This window comes from Rathayibacter sp. AY1C1 (assembly GCF_002932105.1).
Taxonomy (GTDB): domain Bacteria; phylum Actinomycetota; class Actinomycetes; order Actinomycetales; family Microbacteriaceae; genus Rathayibacter.
This window is the reverse complement of sequence record NZ_PSWH01000028.1, coordinates 35,083-50,977: the sequence shown is the minus strand read 5'-3', so window position 1 is coordinate 50,977 and position 15,895 is coordinate 35,083. Positions and strand designations below refer to the sequence as shown.

Below are 15,895 nucleotides of genomic sequence, written 5' to 3'. Positions count from 1 at the left end.
GTCCATCGACGTCGCCGCGCCTCCGGCCTACACCGCCGCGCGCGAGGCCGGCCTCGCGCGCGGCGGTGTAGGCCGGAGGCGCGGCGACGTCGATGGACGTCTCGCGGAGAGTCGGGGTCGCCTGCGTGCCCTCCGCGGAGGGCGTGCATCCGGTGAGCGCGCCGGCGGCGACGAGCAGGGCGATCGCGGCCGTGGCGCCCCGGAGGAGCGGGCGCGCACCCCCGCGCCGCTCGGCTCGCCCTCGACTCCGCATCACTGCACCCTAATCGGGGGACGGCCGCCGTGGGCGCCGGTCAGCGGGGCGGTTCGCGCATCCGAGACCCGGGTCGGCCGCACCTCCGGGCCGCACCCACGGCGCTCGACCGGTGGGAAGGGGGCCCGGCGCACACCCGTCGAGGGCGGGGGACGGCGCGCGCGGAACGGCGGGGCGCCCGCCGCCGCGCCGCCTAGCATGGGGCGGGTGACCGACCAGCAGGAGCCTCCCGTCCGCCTCCGCCCCGAGATCCTGGCGCTCCCCGCCTACAAGCAGGGCCGCGCGGCCGCCGCCGACGCCTTCAAGCTCTCCTCCAACGAGAACCCGTTCGACCCGCTGCCCTCCGTGCTCGCGCGGGTCCGCGAGGTGGACGACTTCAACCGGTACCCGGACGCGGCGGCGACCGCCCTGCGCACAGCGCTCGCCGCGGAGTACGGCGTCCCGATCGAGGAGGTGATCGTCGGAGCCGGCTCCGTCGCGGTCATCGCCCAGCTCATCACCGCGGCGGCGGGCCCGGGCGACGAGGTCGTCTACGCCTGGCGCTCGTTCGAGGCCTACCCCTCGCTCGTCACGACCGCGGGCGCCACCAGCGTGCGCGTGCCGCTGCGCGCCGACGACACCCACGACCTCGACGCCATGGCGCAGGCCGTCACCGAGCGCACCCGCCTGCTGATCGTCTGCAGCCCCAACAACCCCACCGGCACCGTCGCGACCGCCGACGACGTCGAGGCGCTCCTCGAGCGCGTCCCGGGAGACGTCCTCGTGCTCCTCGACGAGGCGTACGCCGAGTTCGTCGACGACGAGCGGGCCGTGGACGGCACCCGCCTGCTCGGCCGCTACCCGAACCTCGTGATCGCCCGCACCTTCTCCAAGGCGTACGGCCTCGCCGGCCTCCGCGTCGGCTACGCGATCGGCCACGCGCGGATCCTCGACGCCGCCCGCTCCACCGCCATCCCGCTCTCGGTCACCCGGTTCGCCGAGACCGCGGCGGTCGCCTCCCTCGAGCACCGCGAGGAGCTCCTCGAGCGCGTCCACCGCATCACCCGCCTCCGCGACGACCTCTGGCGGGCGCTGCTCGACCAGGGCTGGACGATCCCGGAGCCGCAGGCGAACTTCCTCTGGTTCGACACCCGCGAGGACACGGCGCGGGCGGCCGAGGTCTTCGAGCGCGCCGGGGTCGTGGTCCGCGCGTTCCCGCCGGAGGGGATCCGCGTCTCCGTCGGCGAGGCGCGCTCTGTCGACAAGCTCCTCAGCGCGGCGGCCGAGATTGTGGCTTCCCTCCCCGAGGGCCACCCCGCGAGACGGATAGGTTAGTCGGGTGGTAGCCACCAGCACGGAGTCGCCGACTGTCCAGTTCCTCTCCGCGGACGGGCGGTTCTCGCCGACCCCCGCGGCCGAGCAGTACGCCTCCTACCTCGACGGGGTGGACGAGGCGCAGCACCGCTCCTTCTACCGCGAGATGGCGGTGGTCCGCCGCTTCGACACCGAGGCCGCGAACCTGCAGCGCCAGGGCCAGCTCGGACTGTGGGTCCCGAGCCACGGGCAGGAGGCGGCGCAGGTCGGCTCCGCGTTCGCGATGCGCCCGCAGGACCACGTGTTCCCCTCCTACCGCGAGCACGTCGTCGGCAAGATCCGCGGCATCGACCTGCTCGGCGTCCTCGCGCTCCTGCGCGGCACGACGCACGGCGGCTGGGACCCGACCGACCCGACGAACGGGAACTTCCACCTCTACACGCTGGTGCTCGGCTCGCAGGCCCTGCACGCGACCGGCTACGCGATGGGCCTCACCCTCGACGGAGCGACCGGCACGGGCGACCCCGAGAAGGACGCGGCCGTCGTCGTCTACTTCGGCGACGGCGCCTCCAGCCAGGGCGACGTCAGCGAGGCGATGGTCTTCGCCGCGAGCTACCAGGCTCCCGAGGTCTTCTTCCTCCAGAACAACCACTACGCGATCTCGGTCCCCGTGGCCACGCAGTCGCGCAGCCCCCTCTACCTCCGCTCCTCCGGCTTCGGCATCCCCGGCGTGCAGATCGACGGCAACGACGTGCTCGCGAGCTACGCGGTCACCGCCAAGCACCTGCAGGACGCGCGCTCCGGCGGCGGTCCCCAGTTCATCGAGGCGCTGACCTACCGGATCGGCGCGCACACCTCGAGCGACGACCCGACGAAGTACCGCACCGACGACGAGCTCGCCTCGTGGGTCGCGAAGGACCCGATCACCCGCTTCGCCGCGTTCCTGCGGAGCGAGGGCGTGGAGCAGTCCTTCTTCGACGAGGTCGACGAGGAGGCGAAGGACTTCGCGTCCGACATTCGCCGCCGCCTCCTCGCCCTCGAGGTCCCACCCACGGGCGTCATGTTCGACCACGTCTACTCGGAGCCGCACGTGCTCGTCGAGGAGCAGAAGGCGTGGCTGCAGCGCTACGAAGAATCGTTCGGAGGCGAGTGATGACGATCGACACCAGCACGACGGCCGCGCAGCCGCCCCTCACCGGGTCGCAGCTCGAGTCCATGTCCATGGCCAAGGCGCTCAACGCCGGCCTCCGCCGCGCGATGACGCAGGACGACCGAGTCCTCCTGATGGGCGAGGACATCGGCCCCCTGGGCGGCGTCTTCCGCATCACCGAGGGCCTGCACGCCGAGTTCGGGGCGAAGCGCGTGCTCGACACGCCGCTCGCCGAGTCCGGCATCGTCGGCACTGCGATCGGGCTCGCGATGCGCGGCTTCCGCCCGGTCTGCGAGATCCAGTTCGACGGGTTCATCTACCCGGCGTTCGACCAGATCACCTCGCAGCTGGCCAAGATGACCAACCGCCACGAGGGTGCGATCACCATGCCCGTCGTCATCCGCGTGCCCTACGGCGGGCACATCGGAGCGGTCGAGCACCACCAGGAGAGCAACGAGGCGTACTTCGCGCACACCGCGGGCCTGCGCGCGGTCAGCCCGTCGACTCCCAACGACGCCTACTGGATGATCCAGGAGGCCATCGCCTCGGACGACCCCGTCATGTTCTTCGAGCCCAAGAGCCGCTACTGGCCCAAGGGCGACGTCGACCTCAGCGGTTCCGCCGCGCCGCTGCACGCCAGCCGCGTCGTCCGCCAGGGCACGGAGGTCACGCTGGTCGGCTGGGGCCCGATGGTCGCGGTCCTCCTCCAGGCCGCCGAGCTCGCGGGCGAGGAGGGCACGAGCGTCGAGGTCGTCGACCTGCGCTCGCTCTCCCCGATCGACTGGGAGCCGCTGCTCGCGTCGGTCCGCAGGACCGGCCGGCTCGTCGTCGCGCAGGAGGCGTCCGCGAACGTGAGCCTCGGCTCCGAGATCGCGGCGACCGTCACCGAGCGCGCCTTCTTCTCGCTGGAGGCGCCGGTCCTCCGGGTCGCCGGCTTCGACACCCCCTTCCCGCCCGCCAAGGTCGAGAAGCTCTTCCTCCCCGACGTCGACCGCGTGCTCGAGGCCGTCGACCGCTCGCTCGCGTACTGACGCGCGCGACATCCGCCCGCACGAGCCCACAGGAGTCCCCCCGATGACAGAGCAGTTCCTCCTCCCCGACGTCGGCGAGGGTCTCACCGAGGCCGAGATCGTGGCCTGGAAGGTCAAGGTCGGCGACGAGGTGGCCGTCAACCAGGTCCTCGTCGAGATCGAGACCGCCAAGTCGCTCGTCGAGCTCCCCTCGCCGTTCAGCGGCACCGTGGTCGACGTGCTCGTCGACGAGGGCCAGACGGTCGACGTCGGCACCGCGATCATCACCGTCCAGGCCGGAGCCGGCTCGATCGGCTCCGAGGTGCCCGCGATCCCGGCCCGCCTCCGTGCCGGCCGCCGCCGCGCTCCCCGTCATCGCGAAGCCGCCGATCCGCAAGCTCGCGAAGGACCTCGACGTCGACCTCCTCGAGGTGCAGGCCACCGGCCTCGCCGGCGAGGTCACCCGCGACGACGTCATCCGCCACGCCTCCCAGGCCAGCGTCTTCCGCAACATCCAGACCCCCGCCTGGGGCGACGACCGCGAGGAGCGCATCCCCGTGCGCGGCGTCCGCAAGGCGATCGCCGCCGCGATGTCGACGAGCGCGTTCACCGCGCCCCACGTCAGCGTCTTCGTCGACGTCGACGCGACCCGCACCATGGAGTTCGTCAAGCGCCTCAAGAACTCGCCCGACTTCGCCGGCGTCAAGGTCTCGCCGCTGCTCATCATGGCCAAGGCCATCATCTGGGCCGTCCGCCGCAACCCCACCGTCAACTCCGCCTGGACCGACACCGAGATCGTCGTCCGCCACTACGTCAACCTCGGCATCGCCGCGGCCACCCCGCGCGGACTGCTCGTCCCCAACGTCAAGGACGCCCAGTCGATGAGCCTCCTCGAACTGGCGCAGGCCCTCGAGAAGCTCACCCTCGACGCCCGCGACGGCAAGACCACCGCCGCCGACATGCAGAACGGCACCATCACCATCACCAACATCGGCGTGTTCGGGATGGACACGGGCACCCCCATCCTCAACCCCGGCGAAGTCGCGATCATCGCCCTCGGCACGATCAAGCAGAAGCCCTGGGTCGTCGACGGCGAGGTCCGCCCCCGCTTCGTCACCACGGTCGGCGGCTCCTTCGACCACCGCGTCGTCGACGGCGACGTCGTCAGCCGCTTCGTCGCCGACGTCGCCAGCGTGCTGGAGGAACCGGCGCTGCTGCTCGACTGAGCGGGCGGTGCTCGATTGAGCGGATTCCTCCTTCGTCGTCATCCGTTCCGCGGTCGGCTGTCCGAGGTGGGGCGTTTCGTGGAGCGGGGAGCGTACCGCTACGGCGAATCGCTGGAACGCGATTCGGCGGTGAGCTGGGCGGTGCTCGATCGGGCGGATTCCTCCTTCGTCGTCATCCGTTCCGCGGTCGGCTGTACGAGGTGGGGCGTTTCGTGGAGCGGGGAGAGCGGGGGAACGGCAGCGGTCAGCGGGGGGAGACGGCGAAGGAGTGCAGGGCGAGGGCGTCGCTCAGGCGGGCGGCGACGCGGGCGCCGCGGACGCTGGTGCCCTGGGGGTCCAGCGGCGGGCTGACGACGGCGGCGCCGAGGCGACCGGGAGCGGAGAGGACGAGGGCGCCCGAGACGCTCGACTTGGCGGGGACGCCGACCGCGCGCATCCAGCGGCCCGAGCCGTCGTAGACGCCGCACGTCGCCATGACCGCGACCACGTCGCGCGCGACCGAGGCCGGCACGACCCGCTCGCCGGTCCCCGGGTGCACGCCGCCGAACGCGAGCGTCGCGCCCATCGCGGCCAGGTCGCGGACGTCGACCAGCACGGCGCACGCCCGGGCGTACGCGGAGACGGCGTCGTCGGCGCTGCGGTGCAGGGTGCCCTCCGCGCGCATCAGGTGCGCGAGGGCGTGATTCCGGTCGCCGAGGAGGTGCTCGTCGGCGGCGATGCTCTCGTCGACGGAGAGCGGGCGGCCGGCGAAGGCGGAGAGGCCGCGGAGGATCCGCTCGCTCCGGCCGTCGGCGTCGCCCCCGTCGACCAGGGCGGCGGTCAGCAGCGCTCCCGCGTTGACCATCGGGTTCGGCGGACGCCCGGTGCCGCTCTCGAGCTTGAGGGCGTCGAAGGCCTCGCCGGTGGGCTCGATGCCGACGCGGTCGAGCGCGTCACCGCCGGTGTCGAGGAGCGCGAGCGCGAACAGGAACGGCTTGACGGCCGACTGGATGCTGAACCCCGACTCCGCGTCGGCGCTCGCGCGGACGGACCCGTCGGGCAGGACGAGCGCGATCGCGCAGAGTCCCGGGTCGGCGTCCGCGAGCGCGGGGATGCTGTCGTCGACCTCGCCCCCGTCGTCCGGCAGCACCTCCCGGCGCAGCGCCTCGAGGTCGAAGGCCAGGGGATCGGGGAGGGGGCTCATCCGTCCACTCTGTCAGGGCGGGGAGCCCGTCGCGTCCCGGGCCTCAGACGAGCCCGAACTCCGCGTCCAGCGCGTCCAGCTCCGCGGCGAACGACGCGCGCAGACTCTCCTTCTCGTCGGCGGGCAGCCAGGAGGCCTCCGCTCCGGTGAGCGCCATCGCGCGCAGCTGAGCGGCGGTCGCGCCGATCGGGCCGGCGGCGAGACGGTACTCGTCGGCGAGCGTGGTCGGGAACATCCTGGGATCGTCGGAGCACGGCACGACCCGCAGTCCCGCGTCGAGCATCGCCCGGATGGACGCGCGCCGCCAGGGCCGCCAGGAGCGGCGCGAGGTCGTCGAGGCGACGGTGAACACGACGCCCTGCTCGCGGACGCGCTCGACGACGGCGGGGTCCTCGAGGACGAAGTAGCCGTGGTCGATCCGGTCGCAGCCCAGCAGATCGAGGCAGGTCGTCGTGTTGGCCGCGGTCGGGGCGTGCTCGGAGGAGTGGGCGGTCCGGCCCAGGCCGGCCTCCCCGGCGAGGCGGTAGGCGTCGGCGAAGCGCTCGGGCGGACCCGCCGTCTCGAGGTTGTCGAGCCCGATCCCCGCCACGTACTCGTGGGGGTGGCGGACGACCTCGCGGACCAGCTCGAGCGCCTCCTCCCCGCTGTGGCCCGCGGCCTGAGCCGGGACGGTTCCCGACGGGGCCCGCGGGTCCGCGCGGCTCCGGGAAGCCGGACGCGGTCCCGCGGGTCGGACGTCGCTACGCCGTGAGCGCGACCGCCGTCCACGAGACGGGCGGGAGGGTCAGCGTCAGCACGCCGTCCTCGAGCGTCGCCGTGGCCTCGCGCAGGCGCACGCGGTTCTGGTCGTCACGCGTGTTCTTCGCGTAGGGGTCCTCGTCGAACAGGGCCAGCGCCTCCGCGATGCTCGAGACTCCGAGGCCGCTGACGTCGACGGTGACCTCGATCGGCTCCGTCTGCGACCGGTTCACCAGGAAGACGGCCGCGCGGCCCTCGTCGACGGTGGCGACGGAGTCGATGAGCGGAGCGTCGCCGTGACGGGCGGTCGAGTAGGTCCCCGCGTCGATCCGGGGGCGCAGCACCGAGCCGGAGGCCAGGCGCGCGGTGGTCGAGAACGGGAAGAACGTGGTCTGGCGCCACGCGGCTCCGCCCGGCTCGGTCATGATCGGCGCGATCACGTTGACGAGCTGCGCGAGGGAGGCGGAGGTGACCCGGTCGGAGTTCTTCAGCAGCGTGATCATCAGGTTGCCGAGGACGACGGCGTCGGCGACGGAGTAGACGTCCTCGAGCAGGCGCGGGGCGTAGGCCCACTCGCGGGTGCTCTGGTCGCCCTCGGCGTCGGCCTTCTCCTTGGCCTGCCACTCCTCGAGGTACCAGACGTTCCACTCGTCGAAGGAGAGCTTGATGTCCTTCGTCTTCTTGAGCTTGAACTTCACGTGGTCCACGGTCGCCGCGACGGTCGCGATGAAGTACTCCATGTCGAGGGAGGAGGCGAGGAAGGAGCCGAGGTCTCCGTCGTACTCCTGGTAGTAGGCGTGGCACGAGACGTACTCGACGTCGTCGTACGCGTGCTCGAGGACCACGCGCTCCCACTCGCCGAAGGTCGGCATCGACGAGCTCGACGAGCCGCAGACGACCAGCTCGAGCGAGGGGTCGGCGATCTTGAGGGCCTTGGCGGTGCGGGAGGCGAGCTTGCCGTAGTCGTCGGCGCTCATGTGGCCGACCTGCCAGGGGCCGTCCATCTCGTTCCCGAGGCACCACATGCGGATGTCGTAGGGCTCGGTCCCGCCGTTGGCGATGCGCTGGTCGGCGAGAGCGGTGCCGGCCGGTCCGTTGGCGTACTCGAGGACGTCGAGCGCCTCGAGGACGCCGCGGGTGCCGAGGTTGACGGCGTACATGATCTCGCTGCCGGTCAGCTCCGCCCACTTCGCGAAGTCGTCCAGCCCGACCTCGTTGGTCTCGAGCGAGTGCCAGGCCAGGTCGCGGCGGCGGGGGCGCTCGGAGCGCGGGCCGACGCCGTCCTCCCAGCGGTAGCCCGAGACGAAGTTGCCGCCGGGGTAGCGGATCGTCGTGGTGCCCAGCTCCTTGACCAGCTCGACCACGTCGAGGCGGAAGCCGTCCTCGTTCGAGGCGGGGTGGCCGGGCTCGTAGATGCCGTCGTACACGCAGCGGCCGAGGTGCTCGACGAACGAGCCGAAGAGGCGCGGAGTGACGGGTGCGACGACCGCGGCGGGGTCGAGGCTGATGCGCGCGGTGGCGGCGGGGGCGTCGGTCATGAGGGCCTTTCGGGCTTCGGGCTCCCGCAGCGGGCTCGGCGGCGAGCGGTCTTTCTAACGTTGTACACGATGGTCTGCCCCGCCTCCGCTGCTGTCAAGAGCGGCACGGGCCCACCCGCCTCGCTGCGTGCCGCTGCCGAGGTCGGCCGACCTCCTCGCGCGTCGGCCCTCCCCGCCGCCGCTCAGCGCACCTGTGCTCGACTGGGCGGGTGCCCTCCTCCGATGCCGTCACCGACGCCTGCTCCGAGCTCGCCGACCGCGCCGACGCCCTCGCGGCGTCGCATCCCCGCCCGCGCGCGTTCCTCGCGGCCGTCGCGAAGGACGTCGCCGGCATCCGCAGCGCCCCGCTCGGCGCCCTCGACCTGGCGCACGGCGGCCGCAACCGGGTCCGGGGGAAGGGCTTCCGCCGCCCCTACGACGACGGCACCCGCGGCCAGGCCCGCCACTTCGCCGGCGTCGCGGGCGCCACGCTGTACCTCGGCGGCCCGCTCGCGCACCTGTTCCTCCGCACCGTCGGCGGCGACGTCCGCGGCTCGGCCGACGACCGGCTGACGACGCGGGCCGTGGAGTGGAGCCGGCTCCTCCGCCGCGGCGAGCTGGCCGTCGCGGACGCGGGCGCGTGGATCCGCCGCGAGATCTGCGGCAGCGGGACCTGCGCCTAGGCCCCGGCCGACGCCCGGCCGACCGACGGGTCCTCCGCGATCGGACGGCCCGCGGTCGACTCCCGGGCGACCACGGTGAACGCCGCCTCGTGGAGCGTCCCCGGGCCGGTGCGGGTGCCCTCGATCCGGGCCTGCAGCACCTCGACCGCGGTCCGCGCGATCTCGTCGCGCCCCGAGTCCACACTGGAGAGGCTGGGGGAGGAGTAGCCCGCCTCGTCGATGTCGTCGAAGCCGATCACCGCCACCTCCTCGGGGACGCGGACCCCCGCCTCCTGGAGCGCGCGGACAGCGCCGAGCGCGAGGGTGTCGTTGAGCGCGAACACGGCGTCGAAGTCGAGCCCGGAGGCGAGCACGCGGCGCATCGCCTCGGCGCCGCCGGAGCGCCGCCACGGGCCCGAGACGCCGATCATCCGCTCGTCGTAGGCGATGCCGGCCTCGGCGAGCGCGGCGTGGTAGCCCTCGAGGCGGAGCGACGCCGAGCTGACGGCGGCGTCGGGGTGGGTCCCGAGCGCCACGATCCGGCGCCGGCCGGAGGCGAGCAGGTGCGCGGTGGCAGCGTGCGCCGCCGCCGTGTTCTGCATGGTGACGTGGTCGACCAGCCCGGTGAAGATCCGCTCGCCGAGCAGCACCAGGGGGAAGCCGACCGCGAGTGCGTCCTCGTCGGCGAGGCCCAGCGGGCTGAAGAGCAGGCCGTCGGTGAGCTGCCGGCGCTCGCTCGCCAGGACGCTCCGCTCGCGCTCGGGGTCGCCGCCGGTCTGCTCGATCAGCACCGTCAGGCCGCGCTCGTCGGCGGCGCGCATCACGCTGTCGGCGAGCTCGGCGAAGTAGGGGAGGCTCAGCTCCGGCAGGGCGAGGCCGATCACGCCGGTGCGGCCGCGGCGCAGGCTCCGCGCGGAGAGGTTGGGGCGGTAGCCCAGCTGCGCGATGGCCGCCTGCACCCGGGAGCGGGTGGCCGGGCGCACGTGCGGATAGTCGTTGATCACGTTCGAGACGGTCTTGATCGAGACGTCGGCGGCGCGGGCGACGTCGTGCAGCGTGACGGCCACGGTCCTCCCTCCGCTCGGCCCTCACGCTACCCCGGGGCTCCGCTCCGGCCTGTCGCGGATCGACGCCGGGGCGGCGTGCGGGCGGGGCGCGTCGCCGGAGCAGGACGCGCCCCGCGGCCGATCAGGTGTACCAGCTGGGCTCGGGGACGGTGTCGAGCAGGGCGAAGACGCCGACCTCGCGGCGCTTGTAGGGCAGCGGATCGTGCAGGGAGTGGGTGCGGAGGTTCCGCCAGTAGAGGTCGAGTCCGACCGAGCTCGCGGAGGCGCGGGCGCCGGTCAGCTCGAAGACGCGGGTCGCCGTCGCGAGGCCGTCCTCCACGATCCGCGCCTTGGCCGCGGCGATCCGCACGGCGATCTCGCCGCGGCGCCGAGGCGTCAGCTCCTCGCGCGGAGCGTGCAGCGCGGCCGAGAGCGCGGCCCCCGTCGCGTCGATCAGCGCCTCGTCGGCCCAGAGCCGGGACTGCAGGTCGCCGTATCCCTCGAGCACGTACCACTCGTCGCCGGCGCGCTCCTTGTCGTCGCCGCCGTACGGCCAGGCCCGGGTGCGCTCGCGGGTGTACTGCGCCGCGCGCTCGAGCGCTCCCTGCGCGATGCCGAGGTAGAACTCGGCGAAGACCTGCTGGATGACGGGCACGTTGAGGGTGTTGTAGACGAGCGGACGGTAGACCTTGTCGACGAAGCCGGCCGCCGCCGCCCACGGCACGCGGACGCCGCGGATCTCGACGGAGCCGGACTCGGTGAGGCGCTGGCCGAGGCTGTCCCAGTCGCGGCCGAAGACGATCCCCTCCTGATCGGTGGGCACGATCGCGAAGAGGTGGGTGTCCGTCCCCTCGAGCACCCCCTCGAGCACGGTCAGGTCGCTGACCACGCCGCCGGTCGAGAACGACTTGCGGCCGGTGAAGACCAACTCGTCGCCCTCCTCCCGCACGGTGAGGTCGGAGTCGCGCGGGTTCACCGCGCCTCCGTAGAGGAGGTCCCCCTCGGTCGCGAGCTGCTCGACCGCGATGATCTGCTCAGGGGTCCCCACGAGGCGGGCCGCCCAGGCCCAGAGGTAGTGGTAGCCGAGCAGCTGGCCGATCGAGCCGTCGCCGCGCGCGACGGTGCGGACGACGCGGAGGGCGGTGGTCCACTCCTGGGCGCCGCCGCCGTGCTCGGCGGGCCCGAGCAGCGTGACGAGGCCGGCCGCCTTGAGCAGGGCGACCTCGGCGAAGGGGGCGGCGCCGGCGCGGTCGCGCTCGAGGGCGTCGGTCGCGAGCACGGCGGCGACCTCCTCGGCGCGGACGAGCCAGGCGTCGGGGGAGTCGGGCCGGGGTGCGTCCGTCCAGTGCTCGGCGGCGGCGCCGATCGTCGTCGCGGCGTCGGCGCCGGTGGTCGTGGGTGCGGTGGTGGTCACGGTGTCCTCGTCTCGTCGGGGGCGGTGTGCAGCGACTGTGCCAGGGGCGAGGTGCTCGGAGCGAGGCGCGTGTCGCCCCGTGTCCGCGTGTGTCCGCGGATGACCGGCGGGAACCTCCGCACGATTTTGACAATCGTTATCAATAGCCGTTAGCGTGGGGGCACCCGCCCGGCCCCTGACCCAGATCGGCTCACCGTGAAGACCCGCCTCCTCGCCCTCACCGCCCTCCTCGGCGGCACCGCGCTCGCCCTGAGCGGCTGCTCCGGAGCGGGCGGCGCCTCCGACAGCTCCTCCGCCGCCGCCGCGGGCGGGATCGTGAAGGTCGTCGCGTCGACGAACGTCTACGGCGACCTCGTCTCGAGCATCGGCGGCGACCTGGTCGAGGTGACCAGCATCATCGACAGCCCGGACAAGGACCCGCACGAGTACGAGGCCACCGCCCGCGACCAGCTCGCCGTGTCCGGCGCGACCCTCGTGATCGAGAACGGCGGCGGCTACGACCACTTCCTCGACACCATGATCAGCGCGGCCGGCACCGAGGCCCCCGTCATCACGGCCACCGTGATCGCCGGCCTGGAGGACGTCCACGACCACGCGGAGGAGGAGGAGTCGGAGGGCGGGCACGAGCACGCGGAGTTCAACGAGCACGTCTGGTACGACCTCTCGGTGATGAAGGAGGTCGCGGGGCGGATCGGCGACGAGCTCGCCGCGCTCGACCCCGACAACGCCTCCGCCTACTCCGCCAATCTCGCCACACTCGACGAGGGGCTCGACGCCCTGATCGCCCGCGAGGGCGAGCTGAAGGGCACGCTCTCCGGCCGCTCCATCGCGATCACCGAGCCCGTCCCGCTGTACATGACCGATGCGCTCGGCCTGACCGACGCGACTCCCGAGGCCTTCAGCGAGGCGGTCGAGGAGGGCACCGACGTCCCCGCGACCACGCTCCAGGAGACGCTGGCGCTGTTCTCCGGCGAGGCCGTCGACGCGCTGATCTACAACGAGCAGACCGAGGGCGCGCAGACGGACGCGGTGCTCGACGCCGCGAAGGCCGCCGGGATCCCGGCCGTCCCCGTCACCGAGACGCTGCCCGAGGGCGACGACTACACCGGCTGGATGACCGCCAACCTCGACGCGATCGAGGGAGCCCTCTCCCAGTGAGCCACGACTCCCCGACCAGGCCCGTCTCCCCGGAGGCGGGCCCTTCGGCGTCCGTGCTGCGGCTGCGCGGCGCCGGGCTCCGCTTCGGCGACCGCGAGCTGTGGAGCGGCGTCGACCTCGACGTGCGCGCCGGCGAGTTCGTCGCGGTGCTCGGGGCGAACGGCTCCGGCAAGACGAGCCTCCTGCGCGCGGTGCTCGGCCAGCAGCAGCTGAGCGCGGGGGAGCTGCAGGTGCTCGGCGAGCCCGTGCACCGCGGCAACCGGCGCATCGGCTACATCCCGCAGCAGAAGCTCGCCGACGAGGGCACTCCGCTGCGCGCCCGCGATCTGCTCGGGCTCGGGATCGACGGCCACCGGTTCGGCCTGCCCCTGCCCTCCCGCTCCCGGCGCGCGGCCGTCGACGCGCTGCTCGAGGCCGTCGGCGCCACCGCCTTCGCCGACGCCCCCATCGGCAGCCTGTCCGGCGGCGAGCAGCAGCGCGTCCGCGTCGGCCAGGCGCTCGCGGGCGACCCGGCGCTCCTGCTCTGCGACGAGCCGCTGATCGCGCTCGACCTCGCCCACCAGCGGGCGGTCAGTGAGCTGATCGACCGGCACCGCCGCGAGCGGAACCTCGGCGTCCTCTTCGTCACGCACGACGTGAATCCGGTGCTCGGCATGGTGGACCGCGTGCTCTACCTCGCCGGCGGCCGGTTCCGGATCGGCACCCCCGACGAGGTCCTGCGCTCGGAGGTGCTCAGCGAGCTCTACGATGCACCCGTCGACGTGATCCGCGCCCGGGGCCGGGTCATCGTGGTCGGCGCACCCGACCACTCGCACGTGCACGAGCACGAGGAGGGGCAGTCGTGACGGACGTCTGGTCGCAGATCTTCGACTTCTCGGACTACGGAGCGCTGCTGTCGCTCCTGATGAACTCGGTGATCGCCGGCGCGGTCCTCGGAGTGGTCGGCGGGCTCATCGGCGTCTTCGTGATGTCGCGCGACATGGCCTTCGCGGTCCACGGCATCAGCGAGCTCTCGTTCGCGGGGGCCTCCGCGGGGCTGCTGCTGGGCGTCGGCGTCGTCGAGGGATCGATCGTCGGCTCGCTGATCGCGGCGGTCCTGATCGGCGTGCTCGGCTCGCGCGCCCGCGACCGCAACTCGATCATCGCGGTGCTGATGCCGTTCGGACTCGGCATCGGCATCCTCTGCCTGGCCCTCTACCCGGGCCGCAGCGCGAACAAGTTCGGCCTGCTCACGGGTCAGATCGTCGCGGTCGACGACCCGCAGCTCGGGTGGCTGATCGGCATCTCGGTGGTCGTCCTCGTCGGTCTCGCGCTGATCTGGCGCCCCCTCACCTTCGCGAGCGTCGACGCCGACGTGGCGGCCGCGCGCGGCATCCCCACCCGGGCGCTCTCGATCGCGTTCATGCTCCTGCTCGGCCTCGCGGTCGCCGTCTCGGTGCAGATCGTCGGCTCGCTGCTCGTGCTCGCGATCCTGGTGACGCCGGCGGCCGCGGCGCTGCGCCTCTCCGCCTCGCCGGTGATCGTGCCGCTGCTGAGCGTGCTCTTCGCCGTCGGCGCGCTGGTGGGCGGCATCCTGCTCGCGCTGGGCGGATCGATCCCGATCAGCCCCTACGTGACGACGATCTCGTTCGCGATCTACGCGGTCTGCCGGATCATCGGCCGCAAGGGCGTCCGGCGCTCCCGGCTCGCCGTCGGCGGGGGGCGGTAGCGTGGCCCGGGTCGTGCGGAGTGGAGGTGGTCCAGTGGTCAAGCGCAACACGTGGCAGCGCGAGGCGGTGCGCGAGGCTCTCGGGCGTCGCGAGGACTTCGTCAGCGCCCAGGGCCTGCACAGTGCGCTGCACGCCTCCGGCTCGCCGATCGGGCTCGCGACGGTCTACCGCGCGCTCTCGGACCTGGCCGTGGAGGGCGAGGCCGACTCGCTGCAGTCGCCCGAGGGCGAGAGCCTCTACCGCGCCTGCACGCCGGGCACGCACCACCACCACCTGATCTGCCGCCGCTGCGGGCTGACGGTCGAGATCGCGGCCGACGAGGTCGAGGAGTGGGCGCGCTCGGTCGCCTCGCAGAACGGATTCACGGACGCGCACCACGTCGTGGACGTCTTCGGGCTCTGCGCGGCCTGCACCACGGAGCTCGCCGAGGCCTGAGGCCGGTCCGGCCGGGAGCCCGTCCGCGGGCGACCGTCGATCCTGGTCCGGCTCAGGCCGGGAGGAACACCCCGATCGACCGGTCCTTCACCACGGAGCCGGCGGGCAGCACCCGCCCGCTCATCGCGAGGTAGACGCCCGGCGGCAGCAGCTGCACGGCGGCCACCGCGGTGCCGAGGTTGAACGCGGCGTCGCTGTCGAGCATCCGTGCGGGCTGCATCGCGCCGGTGAGGACGACCACCCGATCGCGGACGACGCCGAGGGCCTCGGCCGTCGCGGTCATCGTGTCGGTGCCGTGGGTGAGGACGATCCGGTCCTCCTCGGCGGCGAGCACCCGCTCGCGGATGAGGGCCCGATCGGCGTCGTCGAGCTCGAGGCTGTCCTTGGCGAGGACCTCCTCGACGCGGAACTCGAGCGTGGTGAGCACCGGGGCGAGCAGGCGCGGCACCATCGGGGCGCCGATCTCGAGCTCGCCCGCGAGCGAGTACTCCTTGTCGACGGTGCCACCGGTGGTGAGGACGAGGATGCGGTCAGTCACGCGATCAGACTAGGCGCCGCCTCCGACACTGGCACGTTCGTGCGCAGTGGCCGCGCCACGGCGGCGGCGGCGGCCCGCATCGGGAACGATGGAGCGCATGACATCCTCCTCCCCGTCCCTCCTCCGCACCGGCGCCAAGGTGCTCCTCGGCTCCGCCCTCCTCTTCGCGGGGGTGAGCCACCTCACCCGCAAGCGGGAGGAGTTCCAGGCGCAGGTGCCCGAGTGGGTGCCGCTGGACAAGGACGCGGTCGTGCTCGCCTCGGGCGTGGTCGAGATCGGCCTGGGCGCCTCGCTGGTGCTCGCGCGCCGACGGGCGCCGCTGGTCGGAGCCGTGGCCGCCGCCTTCTTCACCGCGATCTTCCCGGGCAACGTCTCGCAGTGGGTGACGCGGACGAGCGCCTTCGGCCTCGACACCGACCGCAAGCGCGCCGTGCGCCTCGCGTTCCAGCCGCTACTGGTGGCGTGGGCGCTCTGGTCGACCCGTCGTCCGCGGGGCTGATCCCTCTCGGCGGGCGGCACGGAACCGGCCTCGAGCGCGTGCCGTCCGCCGCCGGCCGCGGAGG

The 15,895-nt window shown here is 73.3% G+C and carries 14 protein-coding genes and 3 pseudogenes; 10 read left to right on the top strand and 7 right to left on the bottom strand.

Annotated elements, in window-relative coordinates; all coding sequences use genetic code 11:
* A pseudogene (locus tag C5C71_RS13070) lies at positions 1-253 on the bottom strand (hypothetical protein); the annotation flags it as partial.
* 198 nt (positions 254-451) lie between these two features.
* Here C5C71_RS13070 and hisC point away from each other — a divergent pair.
* The 4 genes and pseudogenes from hisC to C5C71_RS13050 all read left to right on the top strand — a co-directional run bounded on the left by hisC (position 452) and on the right by C5C71_RS13050 (position 4,932).
* A complete protein-coding gene (gene hisC, locus C5C71_RS13065) occupies positions 452-1,567 on the top strand; it encodes a histidinol-phosphate transaminase (protein ID WP_104287790.1) in 1,116 nt (371 codons plus the stop codon).
* A 4-nt stretch (positions 1,568-1,571) separates the two neighbouring features.
* On the top strand, positions 1,572-2,699 hold the full coding sequence (locus tag C5C71_RS13060) for a thiamine pyrophosphate-dependent dehydrogenase E1 component subunit alpha (protein WP_104226633.1): 1,128 nt from the start codon (positions 1,572-1,574) through the stop codon (positions 2,697-2,699).
* A 62-nt stretch (positions 2,700-2,761) separates the two neighbouring features.
* Complete coding sequence (locus C5C71_RS13055) at positions 2,762-3,727, top strand: alpha-ketoacid dehydrogenase subunit beta (RefSeq protein WP_181027250.1); 966 nt, start codon at positions 2,762-2,764, stop codon at positions 3,725-3,727.
* A gap of 43 nt (positions 3,728-3,770) precedes the next feature.
* Positions 3,771-4,932 (top strand): annotated as a pseudogene (locus C5C71_RS13050) (dihydrolipoamide acetyltransferase family protein).
* A gap of 244 nt (positions 4,933-5,176) precedes the next feature.
* Here C5C71_RS13050 and glsA read toward each other — a convergent pair.
* The 3 genes and pseudogenes from glsA to C5C71_RS13035 all read right to left on the bottom strand — a co-directional run bounded on the left by glsA (position 5,177) and on the right by C5C71_RS13035 (position 8,391).
* Positions 5,177-6,115: a glutaminase A gene (glsA, locus tag C5C71_RS13045; RefSeq protein ID WP_104337845.1), complete on the bottom strand. Its 939-nt coding sequence runs from the start codon at positions 6,113-6,115 to the stop codon at positions 5,177-5,179.
* 43 nt (positions 6,116-6,158) lie between these two features.
* Positions 6,159-6,743: pseudogene (locus C5C71_RS13040) on the bottom strand (adenosine deaminase); the annotation flags it as partial.
* Positions 6,744-6,855: 112 nt separating this feature from the next.
* Entirely contained in the window at positions 6,856-8,391 is a 1,536-nt protein-coding gene (locus tag C5C71_RS13035) for an alpha-N-arabinofuranosidase (RefSeq protein ID WP_104227228.1), read from the bottom strand.
* 209 nt (positions 8,392-8,600) lie between these two features.
* On the opposite strand from C5C71_RS13035, the gene C5C71_RS13030 reads away from it, so the two are divergent.
* On the top strand, positions 8,601-9,053 hold the full coding sequence (locus C5C71_RS13030; protein WP_104224546.1) for a hypothetical protein: 453 nt from the start codon (positions 8,601-8,603) through the stop codon (positions 9,051-9,053).
* Here C5C71_RS13030 and C5C71_RS13025 read toward each other — a convergent pair.
* Positions 9,050-10,099: a LacI family DNA-binding transcriptional regulator gene (locus C5C71_RS13025; protein ID WP_104337843.1), complete on the bottom strand. Its 1,050-nt coding sequence runs from the start codon at positions 10,097-10,099 to the stop codon at positions 9,050-9,052. The genes C5C71_RS13030 and C5C71_RS13025 overlap by 4 nt on opposite strands.
* Positions 10,100-10,220: 121 nt before the next feature.
* Positions 10,221-11,492 (bottom strand): acyl-CoA dehydrogenase family protein, encoded by a 1,272-nt coding sequence (locus C5C71_RS13020; RefSeq protein ID WP_258068727.1) that lies wholly within the window; start codon positions 11,490-11,492, stop codon positions 10,221-10,223.
* Between the two features lie 195 nt (positions 11,493-11,687).
* Between C5C71_RS13020 and C5C71_RS13015 the strand changes: the two genes are divergently transcribed.
* The 4 genes from C5C71_RS13015 to C5C71_RS13000 are packed head-to-tail and all read left to right on the top strand — an operon-like array spanning position 11,688 to position 14,794.
* The gene (locus tag C5C71_RS13015) at positions 11,688-12,650 is read left to right on the top strand and encodes a metal ABC transporter solute-binding protein, Zn/Mn family (protein WP_104337842.1); all 963 of its coding nucleotides are present in this window, start codon (positions 11,688-11,690) and stop codon (positions 12,648-12,650) included.
* Entirely contained in the window at positions 12,647-13,495 is an 849-nt protein-coding gene (locus tag C5C71_RS13010; protein ID WP_104227225.1) for a metal ABC transporter ATP-binding protein, read from the top strand. The genes C5C71_RS13015 and C5C71_RS13010 overlap by 4 nt, the downstream gene beginning before the upstream one ends.
* Before the next feature lie 59 nt (positions 13,496-13,554).
* Positions 13,555-14,358 carry a metal ABC transporter permease gene (locus C5C71_RS13005; protein ID WP_104233592.1) on the top strand — a complete coding sequence of 268 codons (804 nt, stop codon included), beginning with the start codon at positions 13,555-13,557 and terminating at the stop codon, positions 14,356-14,358.
* Positions 14,359-14,392: 34 nt separating this feature from the next.
* The gene (locus tag C5C71_RS13000) at positions 14,393-14,794 is read left to right on the top strand and encodes a Fur family transcriptional regulator (RefSeq protein WP_104296046.1); all 402 of its coding nucleotides are present in this window, start codon (positions 14,393-14,395) and stop codon (positions 14,792-14,794) included.
* A gap of 52 nt (positions 14,795-14,846) precedes the next feature.
* On the opposite strand, the gene C5C71_RS12995 is transcribed toward C5C71_RS13000, so the two are convergent.
* Positions 14,847-15,332, bottom strand: a complete 486-nt coding sequence (locus C5C71_RS12995) for an asparaginase domain-containing protein (protein WP_104224541.1) — start codon at positions 15,330-15,332, stop codon at positions 14,847-14,849.
* Positions 15,333-15,429: 97 nt separating this feature from the next.
* Between C5C71_RS12995 and C5C71_RS12990 the strand changes: the two genes are divergently transcribed.
* Entirely contained in the window at positions 15,430-15,831 is a 402-nt protein-coding gene (locus C5C71_RS12990; RefSeq protein WP_104283069.1) for a hypothetical protein, read from the top strand.
* The last annotated feature ends 64 nt before the right edge of the window (positions 15,832-15,895 follow it).

Excerpts from the sequence above, each read along its gene's own strand:
- hisC (WP_104287790.1), top strand. The coding sequence starts at position 452 with ATGGGGCGGGTGACCGACCAGCAGGAGCCTCCCGTCCGCCTCCGCCCC.
- C5C71_RS13055 (WP_181027250.1), top strand. The coding sequence starts at position 2,762 with ATGTCCATGGCCAAGGCGCTCAACGCCGGCCTCCGCCGCGCGATGACG.
- glsA (WP_104337845.1), bottom strand. The coding sequence starts at position 6,115 with ATGAGCCCCCTCCCCGATCCCCTGGCCTTCGACCTCGAGGCGCTGCGC.
- C5C71_RS13035 (WP_104227228.1), bottom strand. The coding sequence starts at position 8,391 with ATGACCGACGCCCCCGCCGCCACCGCGCGCATCAGCCTCGACCCCGCC.
- C5C71_RS13005 (WP_104233592.1), top strand. The coding sequence starts at position 13,555 with ATGAACTCGGTGATCGCCGGCGCGGTCCTCGGAGTGGTCGGCGGGCTC.
- C5C71_RS12990 (WP_104283069.1), top strand. The coding sequence starts at position 15,430 with ATGACATCCTCCTCCCCGTCCCTCCTCCGCACCGGCGCCAAGGTGCTC.